Here is a 23,321-nt window from a genome sequence, read left to right on the forward strand (position 1 = left end):
GCACGGGGGCCCGGATCTGCTCCCTAACGCCACTCAACGACGCCACGGCCCTCAGGGTCCGGCGGGCGACGGCTTACTGCGGCCGGCGCTGGTACATTTATTGCTTTGACCTTCTGAATTTGTCGGAGACTTGCCATGCTCGACGCGGCCCTGAAGACCCAGCTGAAGGCTTATCTGGAGCGCCTCGTCCGTCCCGTCGCCATCACCGCCTATGTGGACGACGGCGCCCGCTCCAGGGAGATGCTTGAGCTGCTCGCCGACATTCGTGAGGTTTCCGACAAGATCACCGTGACCGAGGTGCGCGACGGCGGCGAGCGCGTGCCGTCCTTCGCCCTCGCCAGCCCGGGACACGACATCGGCCTCGTGTTCGCCGGCCTGCCCATGGGCCACGAATTCACCTCGCTGGTGCTGGCGCTGCTGCAGACCGGCGGCTACCCGCCCAAGGTGGAGCAGGCGGTGATCGACCAGATCAAGGCGCTCGACGGCAGCTTCGTGTTCGAGACCTATTTCTCCCAGTCCTGCCAGAACTGCCCGGACGTGGTGCAGGCGCTGAACCTCATGGCGGTGCTGAACCCCAACATCCGCCACGTGGCCATCGACGGCGCCCTGTTCCAGAAGGAAGTCGAGGCGCGGCAGGTGATGTCGGTGCCGACCGTCTATCTGAACGGCGAGGTGTTCGGCCAGGGCCGCATGAGCGCCGAGGAGATCCTCGCCAAGCTCGACACCAACGCCGGCGCGCGCGAGGCCGCGCGCATGGACAAGATGGCCATGTTCGACGTGCTGGTGGTGGGCGGCGGCCCGGCCGGCGCCACCGCGGCCATCTATGCCGCCCGCAAGGGCATCCGCACCGGCGTCGCCGCCGAGCGCTTCGGCGGCCAGGTGCTGGACACCATGGCCATCGAGAATTTCATCTCCGTGCCCCACACCGAAGGCCCCAAGCTCGCCGCCGCGCTGGAGCAGCACGTGCGCGCCCATGAGGTGGAGGTGATGAACCTCCAGCGCGCGGTGAAGCTCATCCCCGCCGGCGATACCGTGGCGGTGGAGTTCGCCAACGGCGCGACCCTCACCTCCCGCACGGTGATTCTGGCCACCGGCGCCCGCTGGCGGCAGATGAATGTTCCCGGTGAGGACGCCTATCGCAACAAGGGCGTGGCCTATTGCCCCCACTGCGACGGCCCGCTGTTCAAGGGCAAGCGCGTGGCGGTGATCGGCGGCGGCAATTCCGGCGTGGAAGCGGCCATCGACCTCGCGGGCATCGTCTCGCACGTCACGCTGTTCGAGTTCGACGCCCAGCTGCGGGCGGACGAGGTGCTGCAGCGCAAGCTGAAGAGCCTGCCCAACGTCACCATCCACACCTCCGCCCGCACCACCGAGGTGAAGGGCGACGGCCAGAAGGTCACCGGCCTCGCCTATGAGGAGCGCGGCACCGGTCGCATCCGCGAGGTGGAGCTGGAGGGCATCTTTGTGCAGATCGGCCTGCTGCCGAACACGGAATGGCTCAAGGGCACGCTCGATCTGTCGCCGCGCGGCGAGATCGTGGTGGACGCCCACGGCCAGACCTCGCTGCCCGGCGTGTTCGGCGCCGGCGACTGCACCACCGTGCCGTACAAGCAGATCGTGATCGCCCTGGGCGAGGGCGCCAAGGCCTCGCTGGCGGCGTTCGACTATCTCATCCGCACCCCGGCGCCGGGAGAATCGGCGCAGGCGGCATGAGCGTGCCGGCCGCCGGGCGCCTCCGCCCGGCCGGGTTTCCGGGGCGCGCCGCGATCGGGCCCGGCCTGATCAGGTCCCGCCGATGACGCTGCGCGAGCTGCAATATCTGGTCGCCCTCGCCGACTACCGGAACTTCCGGCGGGCGGCGGAGGCGTGCCTCGTCAGCCAGCCCACCCTCTCCACCCAGATCCGCAAGCTGGAGGAGGAGCTGGGCGTGGCGCTGGTGGAGCGTGCGCCGCGCAAGGTGATGCTGACCCCTGCCGGCCGCGAGGCGGTGGAGCGGGCGCGCCGCATCCTCAATGAAGTGGACCAGATGAAGGAGGGCGCCCGCCGCAGCCGCTCGGCCGAGGGCGGGGCGCTCAAGCTCGGCGTGTTCCCCACCCTCGGGCCGTATCTGCTGCCCCATGTGGTGCCGCTGCTCCGCCAGCGCTTTCCCGCCCTCGAGCTGCTGCTGGTCGAGGAGAAGAGCGCGGCGCTGCTCTCCCGCCTCGCCCACGGCACGCTGGATGCGGCGCTCCTGGCGCTGCCGGTGCACGACCAGCACCTGCACTGCGAGTTCCTGTTCGAGGAGCCCTTCCTCCTCGCGGTCCCCGGAAGCCATGCATTGGCCGCGCGAGACCGGCTCTCGCTGGCGGAACTGTCCCGCTACAATCTGATGCTGCTGGAGGACGGCCACTGCCTGCGCGACCAGGCGCTGGAGGTGTGCCAGCGCTCCGGCGCGCGGGAGAAGGCCGAGTTCCGCGCCACCAGCCTCGAAACCCTGCGCCAGATGGTGGCCGCCGGCGTCGGCATGACGCTGCTGCCCATGCTGGCCACCCGCCGGCCCGCCGCGACGCCGGACAACATCCACCTGCTGGAGTTCAGCACGCCGCAGCCGAGCCGGCAGATCGCCATGCTCTGGCGCAAGACCTCGGCCATGGGGCGCCTGCTGACCGAGGTGGCCGACGTGTGCCGCCGCCTTCCGGCCGGCCTGCTGGCTGATGCCGCTTAGGTCGCCGAGACTCGCTTCTAGCTATGGGTCGTAAGGGTATGAGACCGGTCTCATGGGCCCCCGCCTAGCTGTTCAGTCCCATCATGTCATGGCTTGGTTGGCGAACGAAGAGTTCGGGCTTTTGCGTGGCGATCTGCCGGATGGCTTCGAAGGGTGTTTGGAATCGCAATGCCTTGAGTTGCTTGGCGTAGTTGGAGGCCAGCAGCCAGTCGCGGACATGGCGCCTGAGATCGATCAAGGAAGCATCGTGGAAGGAGCGGACAGGGGTCTCCTTGATGGTGCGCACCATGCGTTCGGCTTGGCCATTGGCCCATGGATGATAGGGTTTGGTTAGGCGATGCTCGATGGCACGCTCAGCGCAGACCCTGCCGAAGACATGGCTGACAAAGCCGTCCACTGCCTTCCTGTCGTGCTGGATGAACTGCACGCCATTGTCGGTGAGCACCGTATGGATCCGATACGGAACGGCGCCGATCAAGGCCTTGAGGAAGCCTGCGGCCACCAGTTTCGTCGCTTTGCGGTAAATCCTGGCGAAGACGAGCTTCGAGGTCCGATCCACCGCCACGAAGAGGTAAGCCTTTCCACCCCCGTAATGCAGCTCGGCGATGTCGATATGGAAGCAGCCGATCTCATAGGCCTTGAACCGCTTTGGCTTTTCGCGATCCGCCTTCGGCAGGCGTGAGATGCCGTTGCGCTGGAGGCAGCGATGTAGCGAGGAGCGCGTCAGATGCGGGATGACGTCCTTCAGGGCGAGGAAGACATCATCCAGCGGCAGACGGGCCTGAACCCGGAGCGCAACGATCGCAGCCTCTTCGACGGCAGACAGGACGGAGCCTCGCCGCTCCTTGGGCCCCATCCGCTCATCCGCGACCGTCGAGCGGGAACGCCACTTCCTCACGGTTTTCTCGTTGATCCCGTAGCGCCGCGCGAGTTCCGCGGTCGGAGCTTGCGATCGCTGTAGCTCTGCTCGCACGGCGTGCGTGGTCTTGGCGCTCCCGTGAAGAACCTGCCCCATAGCGCGTCCCTTTCAGATGGCGATAAGCCTACGCCATCACACTGTGGGACTAAACAGCTAGGTGGCATCGAGCAAAAGGCGTAGCCGTTCGGGATCAACGTGAAAATCTCGACGATCGAACGGACGATCAAATCCGCCCGAGAACTCCCCAACGAGACAGGCATATTTCCTGTCAAGCACATGGCACATATTGGCAAACAACGTTGCATCTCCGGTTCGGCCTTCAGGCGCAAACTCGATCAGCGTTGAGCCCGAGCCGGTAAACGCTATATTTGTTAGGCCGGCGCCCAAAGCGCCGGCAACATGACTTGCACTGGAAAACATCGATATTTGTTCTTCGAAGGACATTTGCTCAGGAAAGACGGGTTCAAATCCGTTTAATGCCAGAATATTGGCGATTTCTGCCTCATTGGTGATCCTGCGCGATGAGGAGCGTTCTCTAGAAATATAAATTCGACGCATTTTTGTGGAGTTGGCATGCGGAATCGATCTAATTAAGTCGATCGCATGATGTGTAAACGTATTTATGTTAAATAAACCTCGCGCAGGGACGATAAGTTGCCTAAATCGACACGCTGTATCGCCAATTGTTATTGAATTATATTTATTTTTTGTAATAAAATTGAATATATCACGCATCCATGGCCGTAGGGGTGGCAATATCAGGAGATAGTTATCCAGCCGCATTCTGGCCTTTTCGAGTAATGAAATTCTTGGCATGGCCTCCATCAACCAATGGAAAAAATTGTTGTTTGTCTGGATGCCCACGAGGATCGCAGGATGATCTATAACGTTGAGTTCGTTGATCTCCCTTTTGAAAATACCGCCACCGAGATCCGCAAATCCGGCGCGCTCAAGTGCGCCAAAGGCGCGAAAGCTATCGGAAACTATTCTATTGTCAGCAGATATCGCGATGAAGGAATTAGGTAACACGATTGCGTTTCGCAAGCTCAGTGCATAGCTTGCGGCAATGCGAGTTGTGCACGCGTTGTCCGTTAGACGAATGTTTCTTTCTTTTACTTGTTCTTGGACATTTGGTGAAACATGGAAATAAACTGGATCTGGCCGTACCATTTCACTGGTTGATGGGGTAAATTCGATGTGGCCGTCTCTATTTAGATCGACATTTAATAAGTCATCGATACTTATCGAGTCGAATGTCGATCGGTTTGCAAGTGTGAACATTGCAAGTTCATCTTTCTCGTATTCGATAATAGAAGTTGGGCTGGTTTGATGCGCGGTCGGTCGTTCACGCAGTTTATGGACGGTGTATTGGTGTGATATTTCGCTTTAACTGCTTCACGTTATTATGAAGACGGTGATCGGAGTGAAAAGAAGGGTCAAGGGCATGTCTCAAACACCAACGGCACATCGATGCAGTTGCGTAAATGCGCGCGAAAATCACCGGGGCGCCCGTGTTCTATGGTGCTCCAAACGAGAATGTGTCGCATCCAGCAGAGCCTCCAAATACCTGCGCACCTCTGGTGCGGGTCCCTGTGCAGCGAGGCGCACCGAGTGCGGCTTTGCCGCCATGGTTAATATGTCCGTCTTCCTAGACGCCATCGGCGTCGCAGAGCTTCTTTGACGGGGTTTGCGGACAAGTCAATATTAAGCATACACTCGGTCTCGCAAATTGCGAAAATTTTGATTATTCGCCCCTTCTGGTCATAGCAATTCATGACGGTCTTGACCTTTTCATCGGTTTCCCCGTCTGATCCACTAATCCCGGTTCTGCAACGGCTAAAAAGGCGGTAGCAGTTTCCGGCAAGGTAAAAAGGCCGGCGAACAGCCGACCCCGTCCGGCGGGAGGACAGTGGTGAACCGGCGCGCCTTTTCGTTCCGGTCCGTCGCAGCGCTTTTGAGCGTGTGGCTGGCGCTGGTCGCCGGCTTCGTCGCTCTCACGGTCCGCAATGCGCAGGAGCGCGCGGCCAGCGAGCTCGACGCGCGCGGCACGGCGCTGCACCGGCTCGTGTCGCAGCGGGTGGCCCAGCACGACGCGCACCTGACGAGCCTTGCCGCGCTGATCCAGGCCGCCGACCCGCCGCCGGTGGAATCAGCCCGGCAGGTGGCGCTCGCCATCCTCAAGTTCTATCCACGCATCCAGTCGATCCGGGTGGTGGAGCTGGCCCCGGACGGCACGGTCCAGACCCGCATGGCCGCGCCCGACAGCGCGCCGGCCGAGGCGCCGGGATTTGCGCCGCTCATCTTCACCCAGCGGCTCGGAGAGGCGCGGGCGCTGGCGATTGAGGATATGCCCGGGCGCTATTTCCTCGGCAAGAGGGTGGGCGGCGCCCGGCCGCTCGCCATCATCCTGGAGATCGACCCCGCCCAATTGGTGGAGGCGGCGGACCTTCCGCCCGGAGCCGTCATCCGGCTGGCGCTCGACGGCCGGCCGCTGATCGAGCGGCACCTCGCCCCCGTGCCGGCGGACCCGGTCGTCGCCGCGCTGGCGTTTTCCCGGCCGGCCGACAGCCAGACCCAGCCGCTGCGGCTGTTGCTCAACCGGCGTCTCGCCGTTGCCGATGTGGCGCCGGCCCTGCCGGTGGCCGGCTTTGCCGCCATCACCCTCGCCGCCCTGCTGGCGCTGCGCTACGTGCAGATCCAGCGCCGCGCGGCGCGCCAGTCGCAGGAGGCGGCGCGGCGGGCGGAGGAGCGCAGCCGGCTGCTGGAGCGCGAGACGCGCCTTGCCCATGCCGCGCGGGTGAATTCGCTGGGCGAGCTGGCCTCCGGCATCGCCCACGAGCTCACCCAGCCGCTCACGGCGCTGCTGAGCCAGAGCCAGGCGGCGCTGCGCCTGCACCATTCCGGCACCGACGGGGGACGGCTGGAGGAGGCTCTGGACGCGAACGTGCGCGAGGCCCGGCGCGCCGGCGACATCCTGCGGCGCATGCGCGAATACATCAGCAACCGCGCGGTGCGCCGCGGGGCGGTGGAGCCCAACGGCGTGGTGACCGACGCTGCCGCGCTCGCCCGCGCCGATCTTGCCCGGCGGGGCATCGAGCTGCACCTCGACCTGGAGCATCCGCTGCCGCAGGCGGAGCTCGATACGGTCGAGCTGGAGCAGGTGCTGCACAACCTCATCCGCAACGCCGCCGACAGCATCGATGCCAGCGGCAGCGCCGACCGGCGCATCACCATCCGCACGCTGGATGCCGGCGAGCAGGTGGTGATCCGTGTCAGCGACACCGGCGACGGCATTCCCGAGGCGGTGTTGCCGCGCCTGTTCGAGCCGTTCTTCACCACCAAGCAGGATGGCATGGGCCTCGGCCTCTCGCTCTGCGCCACGCTGGTGGAACGGGTGGGCGGCACCATCGAGGCCGAGAGCGTGCCGGGGGAGGGCGCCTCCTTCGTCATCACCCTGCCGGCCCGGGCCATCCTGCGCGAGGCGGCGCAGTGAGGGCGAGGCGGGTCTATCTGGTGGACGACGATGCCGCCGTGCGACAGGCGCTGTCGCTGCTGCTGTCCACCTACGGCATGACGGTGGAGGCGTTCGCGGACCCGCAGACCTTCCTCGCCCATCTCGACCCAGCCCGGCCCGGATGCCTGCTGGTGGACCTCCGGATGCCCCTCGTCAGCGGCATCCAGCTGAAGGAGAAGCTGGAAGCGCGCGGCATCTCCTGGCCTACCATCATGATCACCGGCCATGGGGACGTGAACGCCTGCCGCCGCGCCTTCAAGGCGGGGGTGGTGGATTTCCTCTCCAAGCCGGTGGACGAGCAGGTGCTGCTGGACGCCCTCGGCGAGGCCGGGCGCATCCTCGACGCGCTCATGGAGAAGGAGGAAGCGGCAGCGCTGCTCGCTACCCTCACCGGGCGTGAGCGCGAGGTGTTGGAACTGGTCTGCCGCGGCTTCGCCAGCCGCGAGATCGCCGATGCGCTGGCGGTCTCGCCCCGCACCATCGATGCCCATCGCGCGCATATCGCCGAGAAGCTGGGCACCAGCTCGGTGGCCGATCTGGTGCGCCTCTCGCTGCTTTCCCCGCAGGTGCGGTAGCGGCTCTCGGTAATCCTACCTACGCCTGCAGGGAGGCCAGCGGATGGAGGCGCATCCCGCACCGTCGTAGTCCTGCCCCACGGCCGATGCGCCGCCGGGCCGCCCCGGCCCTCAAGAGAAAAGGGCAGACGATGCAACGCCTCCTCCTCGCCGCCGCCGCCGTCCTCATGGCCGGCAGCGCCTCCGCCCAGACGCTGCAGGAGCGGAACATGCCGCTGACGCTGGCGCTCGACATCGTCCGCGAGACGGTCGCGGCCTGCTCGGCCCAGGGCTACAACGTGACCGCCGCGGTGGTGGACCGGGCCGGCGTGCTGCGGGCGCTGGCGCGCGCCGACAATGCCGGCGTCCACACGACCGACGCCGCCCGGCGCAAGGCCTACACCTCCGCCTCCACCCGCACGCCCACGGCGGTGATCGCCGAGAACGTGCAGAAGAATCCGGCCGCGGCCCAGCTGGTCGCCATCGACGGCTTCCTCGTGCTCGGCGGCGGCGTTCCGGTGAAGGTGGGCAACGAGGTGATCGGCGCGGTCGGCGTCGGCGGCGCGCCCGGCCCGCATCTGGACGAGGCCTGCGCCAATGCCGCGCTCGCCAAGGTGGAATCGCAGCTGAAGTGACGTGCCGGGCGGGGCGCGGCTCCGCCCGTCCACAGCTTTGCCCGGGTGGCGGCGGGGTGCAGCAGGGCCGCGTCCGGCAGGGCCATTGCCCCTTGGCGCACGGCTGTTTCGCTCGCGTGAGCACCTGAACGCATACGGCATGGCGATTGTCCGCAAGCGCCACAACCGCCAGACCGGCGCCCGCCGGCCGCGCTTCCAGTCACACGACCGTCGCGGAACTCGGCTTGAACGAAGCCGGACGCGCGGTTTCCGCCCTCTGCGGAGCCGCGCCGACCGGATCTTTCGGGGGGCTGAGAATGAAGCGCGTGACCACTCTCGCCGCCATGGCCTTGTCGCTCATGGCGGCGCCGGCGCTGGCGGGTGACCTGACCGTCTATACCGCGCTCGAGGCGGATCTGCTGCCGGTCTACAAGAAGAGCTTCGAGGAGAAGTTCCCCGGCGTGAACATCCGCTGGGTCCGCGATTCCACCGGCATCATCACCGCCAAGCTGCTTGCCGAGAAGGACAATCCGCAGGCGGACGCGGTGCTCGGCACGGCCGCCACCTCGCTCCAGCTGCTGGATGCCGAGGGCATGCTGGAGCATTACGCGCCCAAGGGCCTCGAGAAGATCGATGCGCGCTTCCTCTCGAAGGACACGCCGCCCAGCTGGGTCGGCACCAATGCCTGGGCCGCCGCGCTCTGCGTGAACACGGTGGAGCTGAAGAAGCGCGACCTGCCGATCCCGGCCACCTGGGCCGATCTTGCCAAGCCCGAGTACAAGGGCCTGATCGTGATGCCGAACCCGGCCTCCTCGGGCACCGGCTTCCTCGACGTCTCCAGCTGGCTGCAGATGTGGGGCGACCAGAAGGGCTGGGCCTACATGGACGCCCTGCACCAGAACATCGCCACCTACACCCACTCCGGCTCCAAGCCCTGCACGCTGGCGGCCTCGGGTGAGTATCCCATCGGCATCTCGTTCGAGTTCCGCGCCGCCCGCGTCATCAACCAGGGCGCGCCGGTGGTTGCCGTGGTGCCGACCGAGGGCGTGGGCTGGGACGTGGAGGCCTCCGCCATCATCAAGGGCACGCCCAACGAGGCGGACGCGCGGAAGCTGCTCGACTGGGCGGTCTCCGACGAGGCTATGAAGATCTACGCCAAGAACTACGCCATCCTCGGCAACGCCGCGCTGGAAGAGCCGATCAAGAACGTGCCGGCGGACATCAAGGCCAGGCTCATCAAGAACGACTTCGAGTGGGCCGCCGCGCACCGCGCCGCCATCCTCGAGGAGTGGCAGCGCCGGTTCGGCTCCAAGTCCGAAGCCAAGAACTGAGCCCACGGGAGGCCGGCCCCGCGCCGGCTCGACCCTGCGCGCCTGCGCCGGGCCCCGCGATCGGGTCCGGTGCCCCGCGGACGGACCGCCGCCCCGGCCGGGGCGGCGCGGGTTGCGAGGACGGGGGACCCCAGCCATGACCGAGCACGCCGCAGACCTCACCCTCGCGCCGGCCGCAGCGCCGCGCGCGCCTTATTTGGTGGTGACCAACGTCACCAAGCGGTTCAACGATTTCATCGCCCTCAAGGGGGTGTCTCTGGAGGTGCGGGAAGGGGAGTTCGTGTGCTTCCTCGGCCCGTCCGGCTGCGGCAAGACCACCCTGCTGCGGGCCATCGCCGGGCTCGACATCCAGTCCTCCGGCACCATCCTCCAGGCCGGGCGCGACATCTCCGCCTTGCCGCCCGAGGAGCGCGACTTCGGCATCGTGTTCCAGTCCTACGCCCTGTTCCCCAACCTCACCCTGCGCCAGAACATCGCCTTCGGGCTGGAGAACCGCGGCCTCGGCCGCGAGCAGGTGAAGGCGCGGGTGGAGGAGCTGCTCAGCCTCGTGGGCCTGAAGGACCACGGCCACAAGTTCCCGGCGCAGATCTCCGGCGGCCAGCAGCAGCGCGTGGCGCTGGCCCGCGCGCTGGCGCCCAATCCCGGCCTGATCCTGCTGGACGAGCCCCTGAGCGCGCTCGACGCCAAGGTCCGCATCCACCTGCGCAACGAGCTCAAGCAGCTGCAGGCGCGGCTCGGCGTCACCACCGTCATGGTCACGCACGACCAGGACGAGGCGCTCTCCATGGCTGATCGCATCGTCGTCATGAACATGGGCGTGGTGGAGCAGGTGGGCACGCCGCTGGAAATCTACAACGCCCCGGCCACCCGCTTCGTGGCGGACTTCATCGGCGCCATGAACTTCCTGGACGGCACCGTCACCAATGGCGGCGAGGTGCATGTGGCCGGCGTCCGCCTCGTGCTCGGCCATGTGACGCCGCCCAACGGCACCCGCGTCACCGTTGCCATCCGGCCGGAGGATGTGCGCATCGCCGGCACCGATCCGCAGTCGGACTGGCACCAGTCCAACCGCGTGTCGGTGGAGGTGGAGCATGTGGAGTTCCTCGGCTCCAGCGTGCGCCTCGCGCTCCGGCACGAGGGCTTTGCCGCGCCGCTGGTGGCGCAGGCCTCTCAGGAGCTGGTGCGGGCGCTGCAGATCGTGCCCGGCAAGCGCATCGAGGTGAGCCTGCCGGTGGAGCGCCTGCGCATCTACACAGACGGTCCTCACCCGTCCGCCGGCAGCGGCCGTAGCACTGGGGGCACCCATGTCTGACGCGGCCCTTTCCCCCGGCGCGGCGCTGCCCGCCGCCCCCGCCATCCGTCCCAAATCCGGGCGCGACGACCGGCTGATGCTGGTGTTCACGCTGGTGATCGGCCTCTATCTGGTGGTCAGCCTCGCGCTGCCCATCCTGTTCATGCTGTGGAAGTCCACCGAGGTGCGCGCCTTCTCCTATGGCGCCATCGAGATGCAGGTGGACACCGGCGCCGGTCCGGTCGCGGTCGGCACCCTCGCCGACGTGGCCGAGCGGTTCGGGCTGCAATCCGGCGTGGACCAGGCGCGGCGCTCGAATTCCCTCACCGCCGCCCAGCTGTTTCCCAAGCGCACCTTCGATGGCGCGCCGCTGAAATCCGTGCGCTTCCGCTTCGCCGGCGGGGCAGGGGCGGGATCGCTCGACTATGCGGGTGCCGCGGTCGCGCCCGGCCAGTGGGTGGATGTCGCCCCGCAGGACCTGCGGCGGCTGGTCGTGCGCGCCGGCACCGAGCGCTCGCTGGACAATTACATCGCCTATTTCCGCAATCCGGCGCTCACCCAGTCCATCGCCAACAGCCTGATGGTGTCGCTCATCACCACCGCCATCACGGTGCTGCTGGCGTTCGGCTTCGCCTATGCGCTCAACCGCACCTGCATGCCGCTGAAGGGCCTGTTCCGCACCATCGCCATGGTGCCGATCCTGGTGCCCTCGCTGCTCGCCGGCCTGTCGCTGGTCTATCTGTTCGGCAACCAAGGCCTGCTGAAGGACCTGCTGATGGGCGGGCGGATCTATGGCGCGCCGGGCATCGTGGCGGGCTGCGTGTTCTTCACCTTCCCCCACGCCTTCCTCATCATCGCCACCGCGCTCGCGGTGTCCGACGCCCGGCTCTACGAGGCCGCGCGCGTGCTGCGCACCCCGCCGCGCCGCACCTTCTTGACCGTCACCCTGCCGGGGGCCCGCTACGGCCTCATCTCGGCGGCGTTCGTGGTGTTCACCCTCACCATCACCGAGTTCGGCGTGCCGAAGGTGGTGGGCGGCGACTTCAACGTGCTCGCCGTGGACATCTACAAGCAGGTGGTGGGCCAGCAGAATTTCGCCATGGGCGCGGTGGTGTCGGTGATCCTGCTGGTGCCGGCGGTGGTCGCCTTCTTCGTCGATCGCATGGTGACCGCCCGGCAGGTGGCGCAGCTCACGGCGCGGGCAGTGCCTTATGCGCCCAAGCCCGACCGGCGCCTCGACATGGCCGCCTTCGCCTTCTGCTGTGTGGTCGCGGGCCTGCTGCTGCTGGTGCTCGGCGTGTCGCAATATGCCGCGCTGGTGCGCTTCTGGCCCTATGATCTGTCGCTGAGCTTCACCCACTTCGCGTTCGAGGGCGTGGATGGCGGCGGCTGGGGCTCCTACTTCAATTCCCTGCGGCTCGCCTTCTACACCGCCGTCATCGGCACCGCCGTGGTGTTCGTGGGCGCCTATATCGTGGAGAAGGGACGCGGCTTCCTCGCCGCCCGCTCGGGGCTGCACTTCCTCGCCATGCTGCCCATGGCCATCCCCGGCCTGGTGCTGGGCCTCGACTACATCTTCTTCTTCAACGACAAGGCGAACCCGCTCAACGTGATCTACGGCAGCATGGCGATCCTCGTCATCTCCACGGTCACGCACTTCTACACCGTCTCCCACCTGACGGCGCTGACGGCGCTGAAGGCCATGGACCGGGAGTTCGAGGCGGTGGCGGCCTCGCTGAAGCAGCCGGTGACGCGCATGTTCACCCGCGTCACCCTTCCGGTGTGCCTGCCCACCGGGCTCGACATCGCCGCCTATTACTTCGTCAACGCCATGACCACCGTCTCGGCGGTGGTGTTCCTCTATTCGCCCTCCACCACGCTTGCCGCGGTGGCCTCCCTGAACATGGACGATGCCGGCCAGATCCAGGCGGCGGCGGCCATGTGCATGCTGATCTTCTACACCAACCTCGTCGCGCGCGGCGTCCATGCCGTGCTCTCCCGCGGGCTCGCCCGCACCCAGGAATGGCGCACCCGATGACCTCCCGTTTCGATCTTGTGGTGGTGGGGGCCGGCATCGTCGGCCTCGCCCATGCGCTGGCCGCCGTGCGGCGCGGCCTGTCCGTCGCGGTGGTGGACCGGGAGAGCGAGGCAGTCGGCGCCTCGGTGCGCAATTTCGGCTTCGTCACCGTCACCGGCCAGCAGGCCGGCGACTGCTGGCGCCGCGCCCGCCGCTCGCAGGAGGTGTGGCTGGAGGTGGCGCCGCAGGCCGGCATCGCCGTGGAGCATGAGGGGCTGGTGGTGGTGGCCCAGCGGCCCGAGGCCATGGGCGTGCTGGAGGCCTTCCGCAGCACCCCCATGGGCGAGGAGTGCGAGCTGCTCACCGCCGAGGAGACCCGTCGGCGCTTCGGCGCCGTGCTCAACGGCACGCTGCTGGAAGGATCGCTGGTGAGCCCGCACGAGCGGCGGGTGGAAAGCCGCTTCGCCGTGCCGAAGCTGGCGCGCTGGCTGGAGGAGGCCAGGGGCGTCACCTTCCGCCGCCGCTGCCTCGTCACCGCCGTCGAGCCGGGCCGCGTCTCGACCACCCAGGGTGAGATTTTCGCCGAGCGTATCGTGGTGTGCCCGGGCGACGACCTGCTCGGCCTGTTCCCGGAGCGCATCGCCGCCCTCGGCATCGAGCGCTGCTGGCTGCAGATGCTGAAGGTGATGCCGGCCGAGGCGGACTTCCGCCTGCCGGCCGCCGTGATGTCCGACCTCTCGCTGGTGCGCTACCTCGGCTATTCCGAGCTGCCCGAGGCCGCCGCCTTGCGCGCGCGGCTTGAGGAGGAGCAGCCCGAGGCGCTCGCCAATGGCATCCATCTCATCGCCGTGCAGGGGGCCGACGGCGGGCTGATCGTCGGCGACAGCCATCATTATGGCTTCAGCCCCTCACCCTTCGCCTCCGAGCGGGTGGACGCGCTGATGCTGGATGAGCTCCATGCCGTGCTGCGCCTTGCCGGCGCCCGCGTGACCGAACGGTGGATCGGCACCTACGCCTCCCTGCCGGACCGGCTGATGGTGCGCGATGCGCCCGCGCCGGAGATCCGCCTCGTCATCGTCACCAGCGGCACGGGGGCCTCCACCGCCTTCGCCATCGCCGAGGAAACCCTCACCGAACTGTTCGGAGACGCCGCATGACCGCGCCGCGCTTCACCCACCTCAAGGCCGTCGTGTTCGACTGGGCCGGCACCATGGTGGACCACGGCTCGAAGGCGCCCATGGGCGTGTTCCAGCGCGCTTTCGCCACCTTCGGCGTGGAGATCACCATCGACGAGGCGCGCGGCCCCATGGGCATGGCCAAGCGCGACCATATCGCCGCCGTCATCCGCTTGCCGCGCATCGCCGCGGCGTGGGAGGCGGTGCACGGCCACGCGCCGGGCGAGGCGGACATCGACCGCGTGTACGAGGTGTTCGTGCCCCTCAACATCGAGGTGGTGACCGATTACGCCGACCTCATTCCCGGCGCGGCCGAGACCGCCGCGCGCCTGCGCGCGGGCGGGCTGAAGATCGGTTCCACCACCGGATACACCCGCGAGATCATGGCCCCGCTGCTGCCGCTCGCCGCCGCCCAGGGCTACGCGCCGGACAATCTCGTCTGCGCCGGCGACCTGCCCGCGGGCCGGCCGACGCCGCTGATGATGTATCGCACCTTCCTCGATCTGAACGTGTGGCCGGCCTGGACCGCGGTGAAGGTCGACGACACCGAGGTGGGCGTCGAGGAGGGGCTGAACGCCGGCTGCTGGACGGTGGGCGTCGCCCTCACCGGCAATGTGTTCGGCCTCGACGCCGAGGAGACTGACGCCCTGTCCAACGAGGCGTTCGAGGAGATGCGCGCCGCGGCCTATGGCAAGCTTGCCCGCGCCGGAGCCCATTTCGTCATCGACAGCGTGGACGAGCTGCCCGCGGTGCTCGACGAGATCGAGGGCGCGCTAGCCCGCGGCGAGCGCCCGTGAGCGAGGGCGGCGCCAGCGAAGGCGACGTCAACACCTCGCCCCTGCGCGCCCGCTGGCTCGCCGGCCGGGACGCGGACACCCGCGCCCTGCTGGACGCCGACGCCGACGTGTTCCTGCACCAGTCCCTGTCCACCCCCTGCCTCGACGCCATCACCGGCGCCGAGGGGCCGTTCCTGATCACCCGCGACGGCCGGCGGATCTTTGATTTCCATGGCAATAGCGTGCACCAGCTGGGCCACGGCCATCCCGCAGTGGTCACCGCCATCAAGGCGCAGTTGGACCGTCTGCCGTTCTGCCCGCGCCGCTTCACCTGCGAGGAGGCGGTGACCTTCGCCACCCGCCTCGCCGACCTCGCCCCCGAGCCGCTGGGCAAGGTGCTGCTCGCGCCCTCCGGCTCCGCCGCCATCGGCATGGCGCTGAAGCTCGCCCGCTATGCCACCGGGCGCCACAAGACGCTCTCCATGTGGGACGCCTTCCACGGCGCCAATCTCGACGCCATCTCGGTGGGCGGCGAGGCCCTGTTCCGGCGTGACGCCGGCCCGCTCCTGCCCGGTGCCGAGCACGTGCCGCCGCCGGGCCTTGCCCGCCGCTTCTTCGGCGACGACGACAAGGCGCCGGAGCGCCTCGCCGACTACATCGACTATGTGCTGGAGGTGCAGGGCGATGTCGCCGCCCTCATTGCCGAGCCGGTGCGCTGGACCACGGTGGAGCCGCCGCCCCCCGGCTTCTGGGCGCGGGTGAAGGACAGCTGCGCCCGCCACGGCACGCTGCTGGTGTTCGACGAGATCCCCTCCGCGCTGGCCCGCTGCGGCAGCGTCTATGTGTTCGAGCAGATGGCCTGCGTGCCGGACATGGTGGCCCTCGGCAAGGGCCTCGGCGGCGGGATCGTGCCGCAGGCGGCGCTGGTGGTGCGGCGCGACCTCGACATCGCCGGCGACGTGGCTCTGGGCCACTACACGCACGAGAAGAGCCCGCTGGGCAGCGCCGCCGGCCTCGCGGTGCTGGACGTGATCGCCCGCGAGGACCTGTGCGCGCGGGCGCTTGCGCTCGGCGACGCCGGGCAGGCGCGGCTCGCGGCGCTGGCCGCGCGGCGCCCGGAGATCGCCGCCGTGCGGCACATCGGGGCCATGTTCGGCGTGGAGCTGCGGGACCATGGGGGCATTGCCGCCGCCGTCCGCGCCGACCGCATCCTTTATGCGGCGCTCGATCGTGGGCTGAGCTTCAAGGTGGGCGGCGGCCGGGTGCTCACCCTGTGCCCGCCGCTGACCATCTCGGATGCGGATTTCGCGGCTGCGCTCGATCTTTTGGAAGCCGCGTTCGCGGACGCGGAGGGGTAGGAGCCGGGCGGTTGCTTTCAGTCCGCCGCCGGCCGTGCCTGGATGACCGGCGCGGCGGCGGCGAAGATGGCCTCCCGCGTCGCGGGGCGCGGCGGGTAGATGCGTGCGCGGTTGATGGTCTCCTTCACCGTCTTCGCCTCGGCGCCGGTGGCCACCAGCGTCGCGCGGTCCCAGCCAGAGGTGTAGACGGCGCCCTCGGGGCCGAGATCGGTCACCGTCACATAGTCCGGCGCATCGAACGCCACCCTGTCCTGCGGGCGGCCTGCGAGGTCGCACAGGGCATTGTGCCCGGCGAGCCGTCCCATGGGCCGGCCGTGCTGGCACGACATGACCGACCGGTGCCCGGCGCCGTCCGCAGCAACGCTGGCGCAATCGCCGGCGGCATAGACGCCGGGGACATCCTCCACGGCCAGGTACGCATCCACCATCACCCGGCCGAACCGGTCGCGCGCGCCGCCGAGGCCTGCGGTCAGCGGGCTCGCCTTCATGCCGGTGGCGAACACCACGGTCGTCGCCGGAATGTGCTCGCCGCCGCGCAGGCGCACGCCGGTTGCATCCACCGCCTCGACCTGCGCGTTCGGCCGCGTCTCCACGCCCAGCGCGGCGAGGGCCGCCACCACAGCGGGGCGGCCGGCCCCCATGGCGGCGCCGATCTCCCCATGGTCCACCAGCACCACGCGCGCCGGGGCCGGCAGCCGCGCGGGCAGCTCGCAGGCGATCTCGATGCCCACCAGACCGCCGCCGATCACCACCGCCGTGCACGCCGCCGGCGTCGCCTGCCCGGCAAGGCCGCCGAGGTGCGCGGCGAGGCGGCGGGCGCCGTCATAGGTATCCACGTCGAACGTCGGCTCGGCGCACGGAATGTCCGGCACAGCGAGCGCGCTGCCGGCCGCCAGCAGGAGCCGGTCGTAGGGCAGGGCGGGTCCGCCGGCGCGCGAGAGGGTGCGGGCGCAAGGGTCGATGCCGGTCACCCGGTCCTCGATGCGGGCGACCCCGATGGGGGCGAGCACCTCGTCCAGCGGCACGCGGATGGCTGGCAGGTCCGCCTCGTAGCAGCGCACCCGGACGGTGTGGAACGCATCCGGCGCCACGAGGGTGATGTCGATGGCCTCATCCGGCAGCGCGAACAACGCCCGCGCGCGGGCGGCGCTCGCCGCGCCCCACAGGCCGGCGAAGCCGCCGCCGACGATCACCAGCTTCTGCGCCATGCCATCCCCCGTGCGGGCTCCCCGGTCATGGACAGGCTACAGCCTCCGGCGCAGGCGGAACATGGCCAGCGAGAGATGGTCAGCGGGGCATGGTCAGCGGGGCACGGCCTCGCATCCGAGCATCAGGGCGTGTCGGCCAGCCGGGTCTCGCGCAGCTCGCCGGTCCGCGCGAGGACGGGATAGGCCGCAGCCGCAACCACGTGGGAGTTCACCAGCTTCAGCGCCCGCACCACGTCGATCTGCAGCCCGCTGCCGTCGGCGATGGGGGCGAGGCCCTGGCGGAGCCGGTCGAAATGGGTGCGCGCGGCGACGGTCTCGCTGTCGCGGAAGGCGGTCTTTTCCAGCGCCAGCAGGCGCGCGGCGCGCGGATCGGCGGTCATGAACAGGGAGGAGGCGAGGCGGATGTTGGCCCGGAGCCGCTCGATCAGCCCGCGCAGCTCGGTCTCCTCCTCGCCGGAGAAGGCGATGCCGCGCTTCAGCCGCTTGCCGGCATCGCTCATGAGCCGGCCGCAGACCACATCCGCCGCCTGCTCCATGTTGGCGGCGAAGGCGAGGATCTCCTCCACCCGGCGCCGGTCGGCGGGGGAGAGCTCGTCCGGGTCGAGGGTGGCGAGATAGGAGCGGATCTCGCGGTTGAGGCGGTCGAGCACGTCGTCGCCCTCGCGGGTCTCGGCGATGCGCCGCCGGTCACCGGCGATGAGGGCGCGCTCGGCCTTCTCCAGCATCTCCTCCAGCGCGTCGGCGAGGCGCAGCGCCTCGCGCGCGGCGGCGCCCAGCGCCACCACGGGCATCTCCTGCGCCTCCATGGCGAGATAGCGCGGGCGCGAGGGGTCGGCCGGGTCCTCCCGCTCGGGGTAGAGCCGCTCCAGCAGCCGCGCGAACGGGCCGAGCAGGGGCAGGAACAGGAGCGCCGTCACCACATTGAAGAGGGTGTGGAAGTCCACAGCCACCCGCGCGGGGTCCGGCTGCCAGACGACCATGAGGCGGCCGATGGGCTCCAGCAGCGCAAGGCCCAGCGCCACGCCGGCCAGACGGTTCAGAAGGTTGCCGACGGGCAGCCGCAACGCGGTGGGATCGTCCCGCCCCAGTGCCTCCAGCACCGGCGCGATGGCGCTGCCGAGGTTGGCGCCCAGCACCAGCGCGATGGCGGCATTGGGCGGCACCACGCCCTGCGCGGCGAGGGAGGCGGTGATGAGCACCACCGCCACTGAGGAATGCACCGCCCAGGTGAGCACCGCCGCCAGCATCACGTCGAGCAGCGGCACGGTGGCGATGGCGCCCATGAGCATGCGGATGCTGGGCGCGTCCTCCAGCGGGCGGAGCAGGTCCACCAGATGATGCAGCGCCAGCACGATCAGGCCGAGGCCGATCAGCACCCGGCCGAGGTCGCGCATGGCGGAGCCGGCACCACGGCGGAACATCACCAGCCCGGCGAGGATCGCGGCTGGCGCGAGCGCCATCACGTCGAAGGACAGCACCTGCACGATCAGAGTGGTGCCGATGTTGGCGCCGAGCATCACCGCCAGCGCCGGCACCAGCCCCACCAGGCCGGCGGCGGCAAAGCCGGACACCATGAGCGCAGTAGCGGTGCTGCTTTGCAGCAGCGTCGTCACCAGCGCGCCGGTGGCGAACCCCTGCAGCGGATTGCGCAGCGCCCGCCGCAGCACCTGCTTGAGCCGCGGGCCCAGAGCCCGCAACACGCCGGTCTGCACCATATGGATGCCCCAGAGCAGCAGGGCCGCGAATCCGGCGAGGTCGAGCAGCGTGACGGAGAAGCTCATGATTCCCTCCCTGGGGCGCGGGCGGACGGCTTGTCCCTATTTTGAATTGCTGCGGTGCCGCAATGTCAATTGCCGGCTCATGATCTGGTCGCATTTCCGCATGGGAATGCGGTCCGGGAGCGGAATTTCCGGCCGGACGGCGTTCACGCGGCCATCAACGCCGGGGGATGGCGTCGGGATCCGTCCACGCGCGCGATCGCGGCGTGCGTTGGCGAACCAGTCATGTGCGGGGAAAGAGAAGGATGGCTCCCTGAGCAGGCGTCATAAATATCAACTAACTAATTGATTAACCGTGAATAAATGTAACGTACGTTGAGTCGGTACCAACGCATACGCCAACAATTTGGAGCTTGGCTGCTGTTGTTCGCGCGCGTCAGTCCCTATATTCGACCGTGCAATTATGCCGCACGCCGACGCCGCCATGGACCGCAAAAGAAGCGAATCTGCCCACGTCTTAGCAGCATTCCGCACAGCGCGAGAGATCGTGGATGGCGGAACTTTGCTGACTACGAGCGAGGCCACGGCGACCCTCGCTGAGGCGGAACCGTGCGCCGATCCTCGGTTCTGTGCCACGCAGCAGCTTTTGGCCGATTTCGCAGGTGGGAATATCGACAAGGGGGCGGTGGCCTTTGCCGCTGGCAGGGTCCACGCCGCCATGGCGGCTTTGGTTTCCGCCCGCCGGCCCGGTACGATCAAGGTTCGCGCCAGCCATCCGGAACAAACGATGGAGTGGACGCCGGACGAGCGGGCGGCAGTGGAAGGCCTGCGCCGCCTCCAGGCGGCCGGAAAGGCTGGCGATCCAAATCGTTGGCTCAAGACTTGGATGGAATTGCCACCGCGCGCGGTCGAACTTGTCGTAGCTGAAGCCGGAGGGTACGCGGCCTTCGCTCTTGCGCCCTGGCTTATCGCTGCGCGCCCATTCGGGCTTCCCGGCCCGGAAGGCATTGCTCCGTTGCTTCCGCAAGCGATCGCGCGGGCCTCGGCGAAGGGGCGTCCTCCGGAAGCGCTGCGGGACATGGCGGCCATCGCGGTGTTGCATGCCGCCGCGGCCGTGCTCGGGAACCCTGACGAGCCGCCGACCGGGTGGTCAAACCCCAAATCCGAATTCCGGTCGCTCCTCGCTAGGATCGAACACGCCTACGCAGGCATCCCACCGGAGGAAGACCCCGCCCGCCTGCCTGCCGAAGAGCGGCGGGGCCTGAAGGCGGCCGGAATGGCGAAGCCCTCGCCTGCGCGATCGGCGCTTAATTTGGGTAGCGCTGCCACCCTGACTCGGCTCGTGGCCGCTGCTTTCCCCACGCGGACCGCCTAATTTCAAAAACACCGGTTTGTTGAAATATCCCGCAGGTGGGCATCTGCGGCAGTATTCGCACATACACACCAATGTGCGAGCACGAAATGGCCGAAAAAATCCTCTACTCCGTGAACGATGCGCTGTCCGCGCTGTCGATCAGCCGCGCCAAGTTCTACGCTGAAGCGAAGGCCGGGAAGATCCGTCTGCGCAAGATTGGGGTGAAGACCGTGGTGAGCGCGGAGGACATCCGCGCGTATGTGGCCTCTCTGCCCACTGAGATCTTGCCCAGTCCGCGGGCCGCCTAGTCAAAATCTGAAGACCAAGAAGTCACGTCTCCTACGGGAGGCGAGGCGCGCTCTTTGACAAGTCAGGAACACCAAATGCCGCCGCGGCTGTTCGCGTCGGCAGGCTCAAACATTGGAAGGAAGACGCACGATGCAGTCTTAGGCAGAACAGAAAATGAAAACTGGCGCCAGACAGCGCCCGTTCCGAGAACATAAACCGACAGGATGGAGAAATGTACTATTTCGAACATGGAAATGCAACCGGTGTCATCATGGGGCATGGCGCCAAATGGATGATTTTCCGGGACTCCTCCGGCAAGTTGCTGCATGACGGTCGCCGCTTCCCCAGCCGCGCCGCCGCACTCGCCGAGGTCAAGCGGTGGTGAACGAGAAGCGACCGCCTCCGCACGTGCTCAACGCCCTCCGGCTAAGGAAGGAGCTGGCGGCGCTGATCCGCTCCCGGATCGAGGCAGGGAAGGAGCCCCCTCCCGCCGCCGGCCTCGCGCACGTGATCCCCCGCCTCGCTGTTGTTTTGGACCGCGACGGCCCCACGCTGCCGGGCGTGCGGCGGGCCGCCCGCGCGCTCGGCGCGGGCGATCTGCCGGCGGAAATGGCCCTGCCAGAGATTCGTCGGGCAGCAGCCGAAGGCAAACTGGGGCAGGAGTGGCGGCTTCCAAGTGCCGATGCCCTCGGCCTCCTGCTTGGGGTGGACGAGGCGGAGCGAGCCCGGCTCGACCTCCGGCTCATCGGTTCGCGCGACGTGACCGCCGCTGACCGCCGTCGCGCTGCCGACCGAGTCCGGAAGGCTCGGACGAGGGCGGAGGCCGGAGCGACGCCCCGCCATGCAGCCCTCAGTTCGACCAAACCATGGGAGGCCGCTGGCGTCTCCCGTGCGACATACTTCAGGAGGCAGAAGAAGATGGATGAGACAATTTCGTCCGCGTCTCCTTCTATTAAATATCAGCGCGCGGACGAAATTGTCTCGCAGGCTAAGGCGAGCGATGGGGCTCCGGCGCTTGTCGCGTTGGCCATGGCCCACCCTTCCCGCGCCTTCGAACCCGCCCCGCCGGGGCCGCCTGTTCTTCCTGGCAGTATCCGAGATAGGGCGATGCGATCCGCCATCCTGCCGCACCCTCGCGTCATGGCGGCCCTAAAGGCCGCCGCCGGGCCGATGCAGATCGCCGACCTCGCCCCCGCCGCCGACATCCGCCGGGAGGCCTGCCGGCTCGTGGTTGGAGACCTCGCCGCCTGCGGCCTCGTGGACCGGATCGGCCGCGAGCACGTTGCGGTTTCGGCTTCCATCGCCTCGCTGCGAAGCGAGGCCGCAATTTCCAACGCATAGAGGCCAAAAATGCCCAACTCGAAGAACAACCGCGAAGGCGACGATGAGTATTCCGGCGTCGTCGCGCAGGTCGGCCCCCGCGCTCGCGTCGTGATTTGCCGCGATGGTCTCCAGTTTATTCTGCAAACCCGCGAGGGCGCCGCGTGGCGCGCGCGCCGCTTCTTCGCGACTCGTGCCGCCTTGTTGTCGCAACTCAGCGATGTGGTGCCCGAGGCCATCACGTTCCTCGCCAGCCTCCCGTCCCTCGCACGGGATCGCAGCGACACCCGCGCCCCTCACCGGGCGCCCGAGGCCGCCGAGCTGGATCTGTGCAGCGGTCACGGGTGAAGGCTGCGTGAGGGGGCTCCTATTCGATCGGTGCGGCAGCACTGGCGCCGGGCGCGCCCGAGGGCGCCCGGCCACGCGAGGGGCGACCACCCCCCACCGGGGTACCGGGTCCTTCCTACACCTATTCCACCGCGCTGGCGGGGCAGCGCGGTTTTTCAGCGTATCAGGTCCGTTGAAATCCACATTTCCATTTCCACTAGGTGAAATACATGACGAAAACCGGTTTTCCCGAGGAGGTGTCCGCTGAAGAGCTTGCCGACCTCCTCGGCGTCACTCCCAAGACTGTCCGAAATCACGCCGATCGCGGCGTTGTGGTCCGCTCCGGTCGCGGGAAATACTTGGTCCCCGAGAGCATCCGCAACCTGATCGCCGACGCCCGAAAGGCGAGCCGAAACAACGAATTGGACCGCGAACAGCTCGCCCTCGTTCGGGAAAAGCGCAAAGCGGCGGAACTGCGGAATGCCCAGGCGGCAGGTGAATTGATCGAGTTGACCGAAGCAACCGGCGTGCTCGACGAAATCATCGGCGTTTTCAGAGTCGGTCTCGATGGTCTCGCGCCGCGAATTACTCGTGATCTTACCTTGCGCAAGGCGATCAGGACCGAGTGCGAGGCCATGCTCGTGGCCGCCAGCCGAAAATTCGAACAGCTCGCCCAGCACCCGCCAACCACCAACTCGAACATGAAGGAGGACGGTAACGATGAGTGAAGATGAGCAGCTGAATAACACCGAATCCTTGGCGGCGCTCTTCGAGCGCGCCGCCGATCTGAGCCGCAAACCTATCGTGTTTGACGCCGACGAAACCACCGACGACGAAACAGAGAACTGAGGGC

At 67.8% G+C, this 23,321-nt stretch carries 22 protein-coding genes; 18 read left to right on the forward strand and 4 right to left on the reverse strand.

Annotation, left to right across the window (positions count from 1 at the left end; all coding sequences use genetic code 11):
- The first annotated feature begins 135 nt into the window (after positions 1-135).
- Positions 136-1,713: an alkyl hydroperoxide reductase subunit F gene (gene ahpF / locus V5F49_RS21585; protein ID WP_394115313.1), complete on the forward strand. Its 1,578-nt coding sequence runs from the start codon at positions 136-138 to the stop codon at positions 1,711-1,713.
- An 82-nt stretch (positions 1,714-1,795) separates the two neighbouring features.
- Positions 1,796-2,704, forward strand: a complete 909-nt coding sequence (locus tag V5F49_RS21590; protein ID WP_394115314.1) for a LysR substrate-binding domain-containing protein — start codon at positions 1,796-1,798, stop codon at positions 2,702-2,704.
- Positions 2,705-2,768: 64 nt separating this feature from the next.
- Here V5F49_RS21590 and V5F49_RS21595 read toward each other — a convergent pair whose 3' ends face one another.
- Both V5F49_RS21595 and V5F49_RS21600 read right to left on the reverse strand, forming a co-directional pair.
- Positions 2,769-3,719: an IS481 family transposase gene (locus V5F49_RS21595; RefSeq protein ID WP_394115315.1), complete on the reverse strand. Its 951-nt coding sequence runs from the start codon at positions 3,717-3,719 to the stop codon at positions 2,769-2,771.
- A gap of 57 nt (positions 3,720-3,776) precedes the next feature.
- Positions 3,777-4,904: a glycosyltransferase family 61 protein gene (locus V5F49_RS21600; RefSeq protein ID WP_394115316.1), complete on the reverse strand. Its 1,128-nt coding sequence runs from the start codon at positions 4,902-4,904 to the stop codon at positions 3,777-3,779.
- A 631-nt stretch (positions 4,905-5,535) separates the two neighbouring features.
- Here V5F49_RS21600 and V5F49_RS21605 point away from each other — a divergent pair.
- From V5F49_RS21605 to pbfA, 9 genes are all read left to right on the forward strand, one after another.
- Positions 5,536-7,116 carry a sensor histidine kinase gene (locus V5F49_RS21605; RefSeq protein ID WP_394115317.1) on the forward strand — a complete coding sequence of 527 codons (1,581 nt, stop codon included), beginning with the start codon at positions 5,536-5,538 and terminating at the stop codon, positions 7,114-7,116.
- Positions 7,113-7,712, forward strand: a complete 600-nt coding sequence (locus tag V5F49_RS21610; protein ID WP_394115318.1) for a response regulator transcription factor — start codon at positions 7,113-7,115, stop codon at positions 7,710-7,712. Before V5F49_RS21605 ends, V5F49_RS21610 begins: the two co-directional genes overlap by 4 nt.
- Before the next feature lie 131 nt (positions 7,713-7,843).
- The gene (locus tag V5F49_RS21615) at positions 7,844-8,326 is read left to right on the forward strand and encodes a GlcG/HbpS family heme-binding protein (protein WP_394115319.1); all 483 of its coding nucleotides are present in this window, start codon (positions 7,844-7,846) and stop codon (positions 8,324-8,326) included.
- A gap of 290 nt (positions 8,327-8,616) precedes the next feature.
- A complete protein-coding gene (locus tag V5F49_RS21620; protein WP_394115406.1) occupies positions 8,617-9,636 on the forward strand; it encodes a putative 2-aminoethylphosphonate ABC transporter substrate-binding protein in 1,020 nt (339 codons plus the stop codon).
- Positions 9,637-9,772: 136 nt separating this feature from the next.
- Positions 9,773-10,948, forward strand: coding sequence for a putative 2-aminoethylphosphonate ABC transporter ATP-binding protein (locus V5F49_RS21625; protein ID WP_394115320.1), 1,176 nt, complete (start codon positions 9,773-9,775; stop codon positions 10,946-10,948).
- A 76-nt stretch (positions 10,949-11,024) separates the two neighbouring features.
- Entirely contained in the window at positions 11,025-12,965 is a 1,941-nt protein-coding gene (locus V5F49_RS21630) for a putative 2-aminoethylphosphonate ABC transporter permease subunit (RefSeq protein WP_394115407.1), read from the forward strand.
- Positions 12,962-14,101 (forward strand): TIGR03364 family FAD-dependent oxidoreductase, encoded by a 1,140-nt coding sequence (locus V5F49_RS21635; RefSeq protein ID WP_394115321.1) that lies wholly within the window; start codon positions 12,962-12,964, stop codon positions 14,099-14,101. The genes V5F49_RS21630 and V5F49_RS21635 overlap by 4 nt, the downstream gene beginning before the upstream one ends.
- Complete coding sequence (gene phnX / locus V5F49_RS21640; protein ID WP_394115322.1) at positions 14,098-14,916, forward strand: phosphonoacetaldehyde hydrolase; 819 nt, start codon at positions 14,098-14,100, stop codon at positions 14,914-14,916. Before V5F49_RS21635 ends, phnX begins: the two co-directional genes overlap by 4 nt.
- On the forward strand, positions 14,913-16,253 hold the full coding sequence (pbfA, locus tag V5F49_RS21645) for a (R)-1-hydroxy-2-aminoethylphosphonate ammonia-lyase (RefSeq protein ID WP_394115323.1): 1,341 nt from the start codon (positions 14,913-14,915) through the stop codon (positions 16,251-16,253). The genes phnX and pbfA overlap by 4 nt, the downstream gene beginning before the upstream one ends.
- 17 nt (positions 16,254-16,270) lie before the next feature.
- Here pbfA and V5F49_RS21650 read toward each other — a convergent pair whose 3' ends face one another.
- Positions 16,271-17,461: an NAD(P)/FAD-dependent oxidoreductase gene (locus V5F49_RS21650; protein WP_394115324.1), complete on the reverse strand. Its 1,191-nt coding sequence runs from the start codon at positions 17,459-17,461 to the stop codon at positions 16,271-16,273.
- A gap of 122 nt (positions 17,462-17,583) precedes the next feature.
- Positions 17,584-19,242, reverse strand: a complete 1,659-nt coding sequence (locus tag V5F49_RS21655) for a Na/Pi cotransporter family protein (protein WP_394115325.1) — start codon at positions 19,240-19,242, stop codon at positions 17,584-17,586.
- 583 nt (positions 19,243-19,825) lie between these two features.
- Here V5F49_RS21655 and V5F49_RS21660 point away from each other — a divergent pair.
- The 7 genes from V5F49_RS21660 (at position 19,826) to V5F49_RS21690 (ending at position 23,317) form a co-directional block, all read left to right on the forward strand.
- Complete coding sequence (locus V5F49_RS21660) at positions 19,826-20,554, forward strand: hypothetical protein (RefSeq protein WP_394115326.1); 729 nt, start codon at positions 19,826-19,828, stop codon at positions 20,552-20,554.
- Positions 20,555-20,640: 86 nt separating this feature from the next.
- The gene (locus V5F49_RS21665) at positions 20,641-20,841 is read left to right on the forward strand and encodes a helix-turn-helix domain-containing protein (RefSeq protein ID WP_394115327.1); all 201 of its coding nucleotides are present in this window, start codon (positions 20,641-20,643) and stop codon (positions 20,839-20,841) included.
- A gap of 212 nt (positions 20,842-21,053) precedes the next feature.
- On the forward strand, positions 21,054-21,206 hold the full coding sequence (locus V5F49_RS21670) for a hypothetical protein (protein WP_394115328.1): 153 nt from the start codon (positions 21,054-21,056) through the stop codon (positions 21,204-21,206).
- Positions 21,200-22,162 (forward strand): hypothetical protein, encoded by a 963-nt coding sequence (locus V5F49_RS21675; RefSeq protein WP_394115329.1) that lies wholly within the window; start codon positions 21,200-21,202, stop codon positions 22,160-22,162. The genes V5F49_RS21670 and V5F49_RS21675 overlap by 7 nt, the downstream gene beginning before the upstream one ends.
- Before the next feature lie 9 nt (positions 22,163-22,171).
- Positions 22,172-22,489 carry a hypothetical protein gene (locus tag V5F49_RS21680; RefSeq protein WP_394115330.1) on the forward strand — a complete coding sequence of 106 codons (318 nt, stop codon included), beginning with the start codon at positions 22,172-22,174 and terminating at the stop codon, positions 22,487-22,489.
- A 209-nt stretch (positions 22,490-22,698) separates the two neighbouring features.
- Positions 22,699-23,196, forward strand: a complete 498-nt coding sequence (locus V5F49_RS21685; RefSeq protein ID WP_394115331.1) for a type IV toxin-antitoxin system AbiEi family antitoxin domain-containing protein — start codon at positions 22,699-22,701, stop codon at positions 23,194-23,196.
- Positions 23,189-23,317, forward strand: a complete 129-nt coding sequence (locus V5F49_RS21690) for a hypothetical protein (protein ID WP_394115332.1) — start codon at positions 23,189-23,191, stop codon at positions 23,315-23,317. The genes V5F49_RS21685 and V5F49_RS21690 overlap by 8 nt, the downstream gene beginning before the upstream one ends.
- Positions 23,318-23,321: the final 4 nt, after the last annotated feature.

It is taken from the genome of Xanthobacter lutulentifluminis (assembly GCF_043194675.2).
Classification (GTDB): Bacteria; Pseudomonadota; Alphaproteobacteria; order Rhizobiales; family Xanthobacteraceae; genus Xanthobacter.

What these genes read in the sequence shown, in the direction of transcription:
- V5F49_RS21690 (WP_394115332.1), top strand. Translation starts at nt 23,189, where the DNA reads ATGAGTGAAGATGAGCAGCTGAATAACACCGAATCCTTGGCGGCGCTC.
- V5F49_RS21615 (WP_394115319.1), top strand. Translation starts at nt 7,844, where the DNA reads ATGCAACGCCTCCTCCTCGCCGCCGCCGCCGTCCTCATGGCCGGCAGC.
- V5F49_RS21685 (WP_394115331.1), top strand. Translation starts at nt 22,699, where the DNA reads ATGACGAAAACCGGTTTTCCCGAGGAGGTGTCCGCTGAAGAGCTTGCC.
- V5F49_RS21625 (WP_394115320.1), top strand. Translation starts at nt 9,773, where the DNA reads ATGACCGAGCACGCCGCAGACCTCACCCTCGCGCCGGCCGCAGCGCCG.
- V5F49_RS21670 (WP_394115328.1), top strand. Translation starts at nt 21,054, where the DNA reads ATGTACTATTTCGAACATGGAAATGCAACCGGTGTCATCATGGGGCAT.
- V5F49_RS21600 (WP_394115316.1), bottom strand. Translation starts at nt 4,904, where the DNA reads ATGTTCACACTTGCAAACCGATCGACATTCGACTCGATAAGTATCGAT.
- phnX (WP_394115322.1), top strand. Translation starts at nt 14,098, where the DNA reads ATGACCGCGCCGCGCTTCACCCACCTCAAGGCCGTCGTGTTCGACTGG.
- V5F49_RS21630 (WP_394115407.1), top strand. Translation starts at nt 11,025, where the DNA reads ATGCTGGTGTTCACGCTGGTGATCGGCCTCTATCTGGTGGTCAGCCTC.
- V5F49_RS21595 (WP_394115315.1), bottom strand. Translation starts at nt 3,719, where the DNA reads ATGGGGCAGGTTCTTCACGGGAGCGCCAAGACCACGCACGCCGTGCGA.
- V5F49_RS21590 (WP_394115314.1), top strand. Translation starts at nt 1,796, where the DNA reads ATGACGCTGCGCGAGCTGCAATATCTGGTCGCCCTCGCCGACTACCGG.
- V5F49_RS21655 (WP_394115325.1), bottom strand. Translation starts at nt 19,242, where the DNA reads ATGAGCTTCTCCGTCACGCTGCTCGACCTCGCCGGATTCGCGGCCCTG.
- V5F49_RS21650 (WP_394115324.1), bottom strand. Translation starts at nt 17,461, where the DNA reads ATGGCGCAGAAGCTGGTGATCGTCGGCGGCGGCTTCGCCGGCCTGTGG.
- ahpF (WP_394115313.1), top strand. Translation starts at nt 136, where the DNA reads ATGCTCGACGCGGCCCTGAAGACCCAGCTGAAGGCTTATCTGGAGCGC.
- V5F49_RS21635 (WP_394115321.1), top strand. Translation starts at nt 12,962, where the DNA reads ATGACCTCCCGTTTCGATCTTGTGGTGGTGGGGGCCGGCATCGTCGGC.
- V5F49_RS21680 (WP_394115330.1), top strand. Translation starts at nt 22,172, where the DNA reads ATGCCCAACTCGAAGAACAACCGCGAAGGCGACGATGAGTATTCCGGC.
- V5F49_RS21665 (WP_394115327.1), top strand. Translation starts at nt 20,641, where the DNA reads ATGGCCGAAAAAATCCTCTACTCCGTGAACGATGCGCTGTCCGCGCTG.